The sequence below is a fragment of the Hungatella sp. genome (assembly GCF_046966825.1).
Genome location: NZ_JBKVCZ010000154.1, coordinates 1 through 12,165 on the forward strand (window position 1 = coordinate 1; position 12,165 = coordinate 12,165).

Below are 12,165 nucleotides of genomic sequence, written 5' to 3' on the forward strand. Positions count from 1 at the left end.
GGAGTAGGCAGGCGCTTCTGGAAGAAAATCAGCCTTGCGGACCGCTGGGATGACCGGGAGGACTTAAAAGGCGCCGGGACCGTCTGGCTTCGGAACTGTGTGGAGATTCCTCCCGGTTTAGCGGGTCGGCCGGTCCGAATATCGCTGGGAACAATCACCGATGCGGATTGCCTCTTTGTAAATGGGGAAAAGACAGGAAGCACCTCCTACCGATATCCGCCGAGAGAGTATGAGACGACGGCTCTTAGGCCGGGGTGCAACCGGCTTGTGCTGCGCGTCGCGGCTGTCCATGGACAGGGGGGCTTTACGCGCGGCAAGAGCCATCGGCTGATCTGGGAGAACGGAGAAGAGCGGGACATCACCGATGGCTGGGAATACCGGCGGGGAGCGGTGATGGAGCCGTTGAGAGAACAGACATTTTTTGAACGGAAGCCGGCGGGGATGTACCAGGGGATGATTGCCCCCCTGCACCGTGTCCCGGTGAAGGGAATCTGCTGGTATCAGGGAGAGATGAACGCGGATGAGTATGAACGCTATCCCGGTTATTTTAAAAGGCTTATCGAGGACTGGAGGCGGAAATGGAACAGAGCCGGTTTACCGGTACTCTTCGTGCAGCTTCCCTGTTACGATCTGGAGGATGGGAAAAACTGGGTGCAGTTCCGGGAAATGCAGCGGAAGCTGACTTCGGTTCCCGGTTCGGCCATGGTGGTATCAATGGACTGTGGAGAGGAAAATGACCTGCATCCGGTGAGCAAGAAACCCGTGGGAGAGCGCCTGGCCATGGCGGCGTTTCAAATGGCATATGGAGAAGACGGAGTATGGCTGAGCCCGTTGTTTTCTTACGGTGAAAGGACAACGGAGGGAATGATTCTGCATTTCAATCACTCGGAAGGCGGTCTGGAGACGCTTGACGGAACTGCGCCTGGCGGATTTGAGTACTGTTTCTATGGAGAACATGGGAAAGAAGATGGCAGGAAGGTAAGAATAATTCCGGCAGAGGCACGAGTCGAAGGAAACACGGTAGTGGTTCCGTGGCCGAAGCGGGACAGGCGTCCGGATGCGCTCGTATATTCCTGGTCCAACAACCCGTCAGGAGCCAATCTGTGCAATGCAGTAAAGCTGCCGGCCTCCCCTTTTCTTTGCAAAATAGAAACAGAGAGGCGCAATTAGCCCATAGAAGCACAAAAAAAGATGAACCGGTTAAAAATCGATTCATCTTTTCGTGCGGGAGATGGGACTTGAACCCACACGAGAATTCACCCACAAGATCCTTAGTCTTGCCTGTCTGCCAATTCCAGCACTCCCGCGCAACGAAGACTATGATACCATTTTTAAGAAGAATTGTCAACATTTTTTGAAAAATATACACAAAAAAATATTTTCTAAAATATGTAAAAATATGATTGACAGGAAGCCCCTTTTATAATATAATAACTACTGTTGCTGCGAGAGATTGCAGAGACATGCAGAAGTGGCGGAATTGGCAGACGCGCACGGTTCAGGTCCGTGTGGTAGCAATACCGTGAGGGTTCAAGTCCCTTCTTCTGCATTACAGTTAGCAAGGCGAAGAGAGACATCTCTTCGCCTTTTCTGTATTCTTTTGTCACAGGCGAGAGCAGCAGCTCTTCTTGATTCTGTCTTTGTGCGCTGCATACATGGCGTCTTCGGGCTGTATAGTGTAAGTGTCAAAGAACTCCTGGAAATTTACGGTTACCCAGTTTATTTATCCTGCACCTGCAGTCACAGAAAATCGGAGTTGTTGAGTTTGAAAATCCATGGTACTATAAGTATGGCAGTTTTGTTGAAAAAGTAAAGGAGAAGCGCACCTTGGCCGGCTGGTGTGTCAGCACTTTGGTACAGTATCCTGAAAACAAATAAATAGTTCCGTGACAGCTCACGATGTGGAGCGTTACGGTAAGAGAGGAAATGCAAACGCTTTTTCGTTTGAATATACCTATGATGATTACGAATCTCCAAATCAATGCGCTGGCTGCCGTAGTGATACTGCTGATCCTGGCAAATAACCGGAACAGTCCCGTCTGCCCTCCGGAAAATCGATCCTTTCGGCTGCTGCTGATACATCTGTTGATTTTGCTGGCGCTGGATTCAGCCATGTGGTCGGTGAACCTCCAGCAATTTCCAGGAGCGCGTATACTCAATCTTATCGTTAACTATGCTTATTATGCAGAACAGAGCATACTGGGCTACCTATGGGGGATGTACAGCCATCGGCTGACCCGCCTCGAACTGACTCCGCAGGGCCGCTGGTTACACCGGCTCCCTCTTGTGACTGGACTTGCCACACTGTGTGCCAATCCGATGACACAGAGCGTATTTGTGATTAGTGCGGATAATGTTTATTCCAGAGGATGGGGAATTTTGGGAAGTATCTATGCGGTCTGTGCATTTTTTTACCTGATTGAGGCGATGCTTTTAGCTGTCTTCCGGCTTAGCCATCTATCCGATGAGAAACGGAAGGATGGCTGGAACCTGTTGGTCGGCTCTGCATTGCCGGTGTTAGGTGCAGTTCTTCAGATGCTCTGGTACGGTGTGACTGCTATTTGGAGCTTTGGCGCATTGAGCGTGCTTATTCTTTATCTTAATGTACAGTCCCGTCATGCAGCAAAGGCGGAAAAGGAGCTGGAACAAAGCCGCATATCCGTGATGCTCTCTCAAATACAACCGCATTTTTTGTACAATGCACTTTTAGGAATCAAGGAGCTGTGTGATACGGAACCAGAGAAGGCTTCTGATGCATTAGAGCACTTTTCATATTTTTTAAGAGGCAATCTGGATTCGCTGACCATTACGAGGCTGATTCCATTTACCAAGGAGCTGGAGCACATAGAGGATTATCTGTATCTGGAAAAAATGCGCTATGAGGAACGTATTGAGATTGAGTGGCAAATCGAATATAAAAACTTTATGCTGCCTCCGCTGACGCTGCAGCCGATTATAGAGAATGCAGTGCGCCACGGCATCACCAAAAAGAACGAGGGCGGTAAGCTGACGATCCGTACGGAACAGAATGAGGACAGCATCCTTATCACTGTACGTGATGACGGAGCAGGGTTTGATATCAATGAGCCAAAAAATGACGGCAAGACGCACATTGGTATTGAAAATGTCAGGAAACGGCTGGAGATGATGTGCGGTGGTGCTCTGATCGTCAAAAGCGAAAAAGAAGTTGGCACAGAGGTAACGATAATCCTGCCGCAAAGGAGGGTGGATCCGGTTGAAAATTATAGCGGTGGACGATGAGCGTCTGGCTCTTGATAACTTCGTAAAGCTGTTAAAAAAGGTTGAGTCAGAGGCTGAGATTATCAGCTTTATAAAGCCCGCCGATGCGATGGAATACCTGTCGCAGAACCGGGTGGATATTGCATTTCTGGATATTGAAATGGGAGAACTGAACGGAATCGCTTTGGCGAAAAAATGTAAGGACCTCTGTCCCATGGTCAACATAATCTTTGTGACAGGATATTCCCGGTATATGTCGGAGGCCTTTCGGCTTCATGTCAGCGGATACCTGTTGAAGCCTGTGCGAGAAAGGGATCTGCGCGCGGAAATCGACAACCTTCGGTTTCCCGTATCCCATGTACCGACGAAGCGTGTTCGTGTGCAGACCTTTGGGCATTTTGAAGTGTTTGTTGACGGCAGACCCCTTAACCTTCCCCGTGCCAAAAGCAAGGAATGCCTTGCCTATCTGATTGACCGCAAGGGTGCGCGCCTTACAGTGGCAGAGATTGCTTCCGTCTTATGGGAAGATAAAGAAAATGACATCAATACGCAGAATAATGCGCATCAAGTCATTTTTACGTTGATGAAAGCACTTAAGGATGCAGGGATAGAAGATATTGTTATTAAGAGCCGAAGGGAAATCGCCATTGATGTTTCGAAGGTGGACTGCGATTATTATGCGGCGATCAGCGGGGATATGACGCAGATGAATGCTTTTTCAGGAGAATACATGACTAATTACAGCTGGGCAGAATTTACGCTCGGGGAACTTATCAGCAAAAAGAATTATGAGAAATAAGAATATTAAAAATCCGGTAAGCAGCGGTGGCTGTCTTACCGGATTTTTTTTTGTACCAGAATCGGATTTGTAAGAACTGTGTAAGGAAGGAGCCTTATAATAGAGCTATATTGAACAGGTAAGTTTAATCTGCAGAGTAAGGAGAATCCATATGAAATCAATTCAAACAAAGTTCATTTTTTTGATTTTAGGGTGTGTACTTCTTTCTTCCACGGTCATCGGCGGTGTGGGGATTTTTACTGCTAAAACCGTTGTGGACGAAGATTCGGCACGGATTATGAATCTTCTATGCTCAGAAAAAGCGCAGGAGATTAATGCTCTCTTATCTCGTATTGAACAATCTGTGAATACGCTGGCCGTATATGCGGTAGGGGAACTGGACAGTGTGGAGGGGCTTCGTACGGATGATGCATATATTGACGCTTATACACAGAAAATCCAGTCTGTCGCGATCAATGCAGCTAACAACACGGAGGGCGCGCTGGCGGTTTACCTGCGCTTTAATCCGGATTTTGGGAAACCGACTTCCGGGCTTTTCTGGAGTAAGACAGCCCAGAACGGTAACTTTCAGGAGTTTGTGCCAACGGATTTTTCCCGCTACAGCCCGGAGGACGTGGAGCATGTAGGCTGGTACTATCTGCCGGTAAAAAACGGGAAAGCCATTTGGATGGAGCCTTATCAAAACCAGAATATCAATGTGGAGATGATTTCCTATGTGGTACCGCTGTATGTGGACAATGTAACGGTAGGCGTAGTTGGGATGGACATTAACTATGACGTTATACGGGAAATCGTAGGAAGTATCCGGGTCTATTCCAGCGGTTACGCTTTTTTAACGGATAAACAGGCAAATATTATGTACCATCCGGAATTTCCCATAGGCACCTCCATCTCGGGCATGGGAGGCAGTCTACGCTCTGTGGCGGATGAACTTCAGAATATGGGCGGAGGCACTTACCTCTTTTCTTACACCATGCGGGATGAAGCCAGAAAACTGGCATTTTGCAGTCTGCAAAACGGAATGAGACTGGGAATAACGGCGCCCACAGCAGAAATTGATGCGGCAAAAAACAGGATGATTCTGCAATGTGTAATCGTGTTGACAGTTTTTCTTGCGTTGTCGGTACTGCTGACGGTGCTAATGACGCGCCGGATAATCCGTCCCTTAAAGGAGCTTAACGAGGCAGCCAAAAAAATTGCCGAGGGAGATCTTTCGATTGCTCTGACCCATCAGACCAAGGATGAAGTTGGAATGCTCGCAGACAGTTTCCAACAGACCGTCAATCATTTGCAGAAGTACATTAACTACATTAACGGTCTTGCTTACCGGGATGGACTGACCGGAGTAAAAAACAAGACTGCTTATCAGGAAACCGTCATCAGGCTGGAGGAGCAGACCCGGATTGGCAGACCGCAGTTTGCCGTTGTAGTATTTGATATCAATGGCTTGAAGGAAATCAATGACACAAACGGCCATGATTTTGGCGATATGCTGATTATTGACGCCTGCAAGATTATCTGCAAGGTATTTAAACACAGTCCGGTCTACCGCATTGGAGGCGACGAATTTGTAGTGATTTTAGAAGATGCAGATTACCAGCACTATAATGAGCTGCTGGTACGGTTTCAGGGGGCGCTGGATGAGTTTAACCAGTACGCGCGGTCTGACGGACAGATTTCTATTGCCAGAGGAATTGCTCTTTATGAGGAAGAAACCGATTTGACCTTTGGCGATGTTTTCAAGCGGGCGGACGAATCCATGTATCAGAATAAAGCGATTATGAAACGACAGAACGCAAAAGTAAAAGTGACAGATAGAGTATAGGAGGCAAACGCGTCATGGTCATTGCAGCAGTTGATCCCAATAAAAAGGATTTAGCAAAACTGGTGAGATATTTAAGAATGGTTTTTCACGGATGCGAGGTCGTAATGTTCTCTGACCCAGCATTTGCTGAACAATACATAAAAGATAATCCCATTGATGTGCTTTTCACGGAGATTCCCATGCTTGGGCTGACGGGACTAAGACTGCAGGTAAAATGTGAAGCCGTTCAGCCTGGCGTGCTGACCGTGTTTACCACCGCAACAGACACCTATGTTGGCGAGGCGCTTAAGTCCCGTGCACATGGATATATTATAAAGCCAGTGACAAGAGAAGCGATCCGGGAGTCATTGAATGATACGAAATACAGTTCCAGGCAGCAGGGAGGCATTTAATAAAAGAGGTGTGATTGTGATTGTGACTGTATGATCAAATAGAATACGGAATACCGAGGCTGTGCTATGAATTTAAGAAAACAATTATTTACATCGTTTCTCATGCTGGCAATGCTGCCACTGGCCGCGGTGGGCATATATATATTTGCCACAAATCTCATACTGGCCTTTGATCTGCATGAACAAAATCTGCGCGATTCCACACAGATTCAGGCAGAGCTGGTGGAAGAAAATATCAACCGGCTTATGGTGCGAGCCAGAAAGTTTGTGTCATCCCAGGAGGTAAAACGCGTCTGCGGGGATAACTCGCACCGGGGGGAAGGCACTATCAGTGAATTATCAGATGATATTCTGAACTTTACGGATGAAACGCTGGACAATGTGGCTATTTTTGCCCTTTTAGACCTGGAGGGAGAGATTATCTACTCTTCCGGTTCTGTCAGCGACAGCCGCGTGCTAAAGGCCAATCTGCCAACGCTGTCACAGTTGGAGCAGCAGCTTGTAAGCGAAATCCCGTTTACAGACCCAGGCAACAGCCTTGTGATTTATACGCCGGTGCAGGAAAACAAAACTGCCGTGGGAACATTAGTCATCGTGTGCCGGACGGATTATTTTTTAAAACTCATCAGCAGCCACCGCCAGTTGGAATCCTCCAACGCCCTGATTTACTGCAGAGAACATCATCAGATCATTACCTCAAAACAGGACGTGTCTGGCTCTCTGTCGGAATTGGATCTGAAAGTGGGAGAGGAAAGTCGGGGGGGCCTGCTTTGCAAAATGAATGACCAGTACAATCTGGCCTATTACCAGAGTCTTTCAAAGACACCCTGGGTCCTGGTAAGTACTGTAGATACAGCGCAGATTTTCTCCAAGGTAAAGAACTATGGACTGATTAACATAGCAGCGCTGCTGACGGTATTCTTCATAATTATCATCCTGTCCAGAAATCAGAGCAGAAAGATGCTGTATCCGTTGGATCAACTGCTCGGGGCTGTAGAAGAATTTTTTCTGAATGGAGCGACAAAATTCCCCGAAGCAGATATAGACCCTAAAACTGAAATTGGGTACCTGGCCGAAAAATTCTCTAATCTGTCAGATGAGATGACACTGGTTCAGGATAAAATCAGGGAGAGCAACTACCTTTATGCTGCGCTGCTCATGGCAACCTATGAATTTCGCATTGTTATTGATTTTCAGGCGGACACTGTAGAATGCTCTTCCGGGAGACTGTCGGCACGGATTGATGATATGCAGGGCCGGACGGCGTCAGAACGGGTGCTGGCACTGTTTTCGGAAGAAGGGCAGGATATATCGCCGGATACTGTCCTGTATCGTATTGTATGCGGAAAGCTGACGGAACCAATGGAGACGGAAACCTGCTTCAGCATAAAAGAAAATGAAATAAGAAAATGGTACCGGGTAGTAGCGGTTCCTGTCATTCAGGGAAGTGCCGTCTGGAGGGCAGCGCTTCACTTTGAGGATATTACGGATAAGAAGCTGGAGGAATTACGGCTGATTCAATCCTCGCAGACAGACCCGCTCTGCGGGCTTTACAATAAGACGGCATTTCCGCTGCACTGCAAGCTGTCAAGAGAGGGACGGCAGGATGCTGTGTTTTTTATCGATCTTGACAAATTTAAGCAGGTTAATGATACTCTGGGACATGCGGCAGGCGATGAGGCCTTAATATCTACGGCACAAGCCATTCGCGCGCAGTTCCGTGAGTGCGATGTGGTTGGCCGTTTCGGAGGGGATGAATTCGTCGTATTTGCACCGTGCATCGGAAGAGAGATGGCAGAGCAAAAGGCGGAGCGGTTGGTGCAGGCGGTCTCTTTTCTGCTGGATGCGCCGCCCGACGGTCAGATCCATCTGACAGCCAGTGTCGGAGTTTATATGGTAACGCCGCCCGAAACACTGGATGATGCCGTGAGGCGCGCTGATGAAGCCATGTACCGTGCGAAAGAAAAGGGCCGCTCCCAGTACTGCATCATGTAATATAATAGAAAAGTGAGAGGATAAGAAGTCTATGAAAAAACGAATCAGCAGATTACTGTATTTTTTGATGCCGGTGGTTTTCCTGTTGGGAGGATGCGGCACACAAAAAGAGGATATGGTTCCCATCAAGGTGGGAATTACCGATGACATTGTATCTTTAGATGTGGCCGGTACCAAAGATATTTTATCCGAGACTGTAGGGCGCTGCGTATTCTCCACCCTATATACCTTTGATGAAAAGCTCAACCTGTCCCCCTGTCTGGCTGAAAATGCGGAACAGGTCTCAGAACTGGAGTGGATCTTTAAGCTTCGAGACGATGTGAAATTTCATGATGGAACGCCGCTTGCTGCCTCAGACGTAGTATTCAGCATACACCGCGCCATGAACATCGAGAAAGCGGAGCAGTCTCTGCTGGTTATTGCAGATATCGAGGCGCTTAATGATAAGACAGTAAAAGTAACCACTACAGACCAGATGAACAACCTGCCGACACTTTTTGTGCGTACCAGTACCTCCGTTATGTCTGAAAAAGCCATGTCAAATCCTGACTACGACGTGAATAAGCCTGTAGGCTCCGGACCTTTCAAGGTGATAGAGCGCACAGAGAGGAAAGAGATCCGGCTGGAGCGGTTTGACGATTATTTTGGAGGTGCAGCCAAAAGCAGATATTTAAGCTTTGTGGTGGAACCATCCGAACCAAACAGTACGGCCATGCTTCTCAATGGAAAGCTGGATATCCTATACAGGGTAGCGGCCAATGACGGCGATTATCTGGATTTAAATGAGTCTGTGAATCTTTATCAGACAGACTCTACAAAGACAGAACTGCTGATTCTGAATCCCAGGGTGGCGCCCATAAACGATATCCGTGTCCGCCAGGCCATTGCCTGTGCGATTGACAAACAGAGTATTATCGATAACGTGCTTTCCGGCTTTGGCAAAGCGCAGAGCAGTATCATTCCTGCACCGATACTGGGATTTGCTGACTTCAAGGAATACTCCTATAACCCGGAAAAAGCCAGAGAATTGCTGGCACAGGCGGGATATCCAGATGGATTTGATTTTACCGTACTTACCTTTGATTCTCAGAGAAAAAAGCTGATGGAGTATCTGAAGATGGACTTTGCCGAGGTGAACATCAACTTGAATTACGAATTTTTAGAGCTGCAGGAATACCTTGATATTGTGGGCAAGGGGACTCAGATGGGCAGTATCATGAGTTGGACGAGCAACCCCGATCCGGACAGTACGCTGACACAGCTTTTTTCCAAAGCAGGCCATCCTACCGTGAACCAGAGCGGATTCACCAATCCCAGAGTGGAAGAGCTGCTGGAGCAGGGGCGTATGGAGACCAATACAGAAGCACGGGAGGCGATCTATCAGGAAGCAAATCAGATCATTGCAGGCAGCTACTATGCAGTCCCGCTTTACCAGCCGGCAGTTTTGGTTGCGGCGCGCGCTGACGTTGCAGGCGTCTGTGTAAATCCACAGGGTATTTTTGGCTATGAAAACCTTTATCGGAAGAATCAATAATAAAAATTGCAAAACATATTGACATTTTGTCCATTTATTGGTATTATAATGTAGCTGTGCGGGAGTGCTGGAATTGGCAGACAGGCAAGACTAAGGATCTTGTGGGTGAATGCTCGTGTGGGTTCAAGTCCCATCTCCCGCATGATAAGAGCGAAGGCTCAGGTGAGGATTTTGTGAAAGGTGAAAGCCTTTTATGAAATCCTTTTTTCGATTTACCGGTACAGCGGTATGCAGCAGGGAAAGGACAGTTTGATGGACAGGGTAAAGGGAAAAGGATCATTTGGTGATAAGATACGCAGGATGTGGCTCTCACTTCCCCTGCGCAAAAAGGTGGGCGCAATTACGGTGCTCGCCGCATTTGCGGTGTCATTCTCAATCCTGATGAACCTTGTGACCGCAGGCTTCGGTATGAACGGGTTTCGAAAGATCCTGGAGGACAATTCCCGCAGCGCTTCCTTTCAGGCGGCGATGGAGACGGAGAGCCGGACGTTTAAGACCATGATCCGGGACCGTTCAGAGGATAACAGAGCCGCTTACGACGAGGCGTGCAGTGCGGCAAGAAAGGCCCTGGAGGCTCTGCCATACGATTACGGCGAGATCGGTCGGGAACGTTTCGCAAAGACGTGGTCCGTGAAGAACAGCTACGATACGTATGAAAAGAGGAAGGCCGAGCTGCTTTCGATGTCTGAGGATGACCCTGAGTACGTTCAGAAGCTGTATGAGATCTATCAGATACAGAACTACATCAAGAGCTACGCCGGAAGCCTTCAGGAGATGAATGTGGCCGCGGGAATCCGGAGATATGAAAAGCAGATTCCGCTGTTTCTCCTGATTCCGGCGCTGACGATTCTCTGGGGATCGCTTGCGCTGGCCGCCGTCCTATGGCTGAATCGGTCGGTTGGCAGACACATTGTCAGGCCGGTGCAGGCGCTGGCGGAGGATTCCAGGCGGATCGCGGAAAATGATTACAGCGGTCCTCCCGTTTCAACGGAATGTGAAGATGAGATTGCGGATCTCGTCCGGGCGTTCTGCCGGATGAAATGTTCCACACAGGGATATATTGAGACGCTGAAAGAGAAGCACGAGGTCGAGACGCAGCTGGAGGCGGTCCGGCTTCAGATGCTAAAGAACCAGATCAATCCCCATTTTCTGTTCAATACGTTAAACACCATTGCCGGAGCTGCGGAGATGGAGGAGGCGGAGACGACAGAGAAGATGATACAGGCCATGAGCAGGCTGTTCCGCTACAATTTAAAATCGACGGCGTCCGTGATGCCCTTTGAGCGGGAAAAGAAGGTGGTGGAGGATTACATTTACCTTCAGAAGATGCGGTTTGGCAGCAGGATCCGATATACCTCAGACTGCAGCCAGGATACCATGGAGGTCATGATTCCGGTATTTGCCTTACAGCCGCTGATTGAGAATGCCATTGTCCACGGCCTTGCGGTAAAGCCGGAAGGCGGACGGCTCCATATCCGGTCCTGGATAAGGGGAAAACGAATCTTTATTTCCGTATCCGACACCGGAGCCGGGATTGCGCCGGAGCGGCTTGCAGAAATCCGGGAAGAGCTGAGGAACGGTGAGAGCCAGAAGCTGGGAATCGGAGTCAGCAATATCAGCCGGCGGATTAAGACCATGTATCCCGACGGAGAACTGCTGATCGACAGCAGAGAAGGGCGGGGAACTGTCGTGCGTATGGCGTTTACGGTAGCTGAGATGTAGGGAATTATGGTATGCGTGGGGACAGATAAACAGATAAACAGTGATGCAGAGATACCGAGATACAGAGATACAGAGAAACAGAGTACAGAGATACCGAAATAGAGGTCAGAAAACAAATGGGAAAGCGGGGAAAGAGCCATGTACCGGGTTTTGATAGCAGATGATGAAGAAATAGAAAGGCTGTCCTTCAGCAGGAAACTCAAAAAGTATTTTGGAGAGAGCTGTGAGGTCTTTCATGCGGAAAACGGCATGCAGGCGATCCTGGCGGTGGATAAGAACGACACACCCATTGTGATCATGGATATTGGAATGCCGGGGATGAACGGCGTGGAGGCGGCGGAGTGGATCAGAAAGAGCCATCCGGACTGCGTTATTATCTTTTTAACAGCGTATGACGATTTTTCCTATGCGAAGCGGGCGGTTTCCCTCCATGCGCTGGAATATCTCTTAAAGCCGTGTGATGACGAGGAGCTCATCCCGGTGATGGAGGAGGCCATGCGCCAGGTGGATCTATGCAGGAAAAAGGCAGAAAGCCCGGCGGGTGGAACGGGCTTTGCAGGAAGCAGTTTTGCTGCTGACGGGGGAGGCGGCAGAGGCAGGGAAGGCGGCACAGACGGGGAAGGCATCCGCAGTACCGAGGCCGGAAACGGCCGGGACG

The 12,165-nt window shown here is 48.8% G+C and carries 9 protein-coding genes and 3 tRNA genes; 11 read left to right on the forward strand and 1 reads right to left on the reverse strand.

Features of this window, described 5'->3' with window-relative positions:
• Nucleotides 1-1,170 (forward strand): sialate O-acetylesterase (locus ACLTD4_RS28935; protein ID WP_412331769.1); only part of this gene is annotated, 1,170 nt, incomplete at its 5' end.
• 53 nt (nt 1,171-1,223) lie between these two features.
• Here the strand turns inward: ACLTD4_RS28935 and ACLTD4_RS28940 are convergent.
• Nucleotides 1,224-1,307: transfer RNA gene (locus tag ACLTD4_RS28940), tRNA-Leu, on the reverse strand.
• 158 nt (nt 1,308-1,465) lie between these two features.
• On the opposite strand from ACLTD4_RS28940, the gene ACLTD4_RS28945 reads away from it, so the two are divergent.
• From ACLTD4_RS28945 to ACLTD4_RS28990, 10 genes are all read left to right on the forward strand, one after another.
• Nucleotides 1,466-1,549: transfer RNA gene (locus ACLTD4_RS28945), tRNA-Leu, on the forward strand.
• Between the two features lie 407 nt (nt 1,550-1,956).
• A complete protein-coding gene (locus tag ACLTD4_RS28950; RefSeq protein ID WP_181988553.1) occupies nt 1,957-3,261 on the forward strand; it encodes a sensor histidine kinase in 1,305 nt (434 codons plus the stop codon).
• Complete coding sequence (locus tag ACLTD4_RS28955; protein ID WP_055653028.1) at nt 3,236-4,039, forward strand: response regulator; 804 nt, start codon at nt 3,236-3,238, stop codon at nt 4,037-4,039. Before ACLTD4_RS28950 ends, ACLTD4_RS28955 begins: the two co-directional genes overlap by 26 nt.
• Before the next feature lie 151 nt (nt 4,040-4,190).
• The gene (locus ACLTD4_RS28960) at nt 4,191-5,864 is read left to right on the forward strand and encodes a diguanylate cyclase (protein WP_055653027.1); all 1,674 of its coding nucleotides are present in this window, start codon (nt 4,191-4,193) and stop codon (nt 5,862-5,864) included.
• 14 nt (nt 5,865-5,878) lie between these two features.
• On the forward strand, nt 5,879-6,256 hold the full coding sequence (locus tag ACLTD4_RS28965; protein WP_117620508.1) for a response regulator: 378 nt from the start codon (nt 5,879-5,881) through the stop codon (nt 6,254-6,256).
• 66 nt (nt 6,257-6,322) lie between these two features.
• Nucleotides 6,323-8,251 carry a sensor domain-containing diguanylate cyclase gene (locus ACLTD4_RS28970; protein ID WP_117633833.1) on the forward strand — a complete coding sequence of 643 codons (1,929 nt, stop codon included), beginning with the start codon at nt 6,323-6,325 and terminating at the stop codon, nt 8,249-8,251.
• Nucleotides 8,252-8,282: 31 nt separating this feature from the next.
• The gene (locus ACLTD4_RS28975; RefSeq protein WP_117620510.1) at nt 8,283-9,785 is read left to right on the forward strand and encodes an ABC transporter substrate-binding protein; all 1,503 of its coding nucleotides are present in this window, start codon (nt 8,283-8,285) and stop codon (nt 9,783-9,785) included.
• Between the two features lie 58 nt (nt 9,786-9,843).
• Nucleotides 9,844-9,927, forward strand: a tRNA-Leu gene (locus ACLTD4_RS28980).
• A gap of 86 nt (nt 9,928-10,013) precedes the next feature.
• Entirely contained in the window at nt 10,014-11,507 is a 1,494-nt protein-coding gene (locus ACLTD4_RS28985; RefSeq protein ID WP_081034154.1) for a histidine kinase, read from the forward strand.
• Nucleotides 11,508-11,645: 138 nt separating this feature from the next.
• Nucleotides 11,646-12,165, forward strand: a 520-nt coding sequence (locus ACLTD4_RS28990; protein ID WP_412331770.1) for a response regulator, incomplete at its 3' end; no start/stop codon positions are given.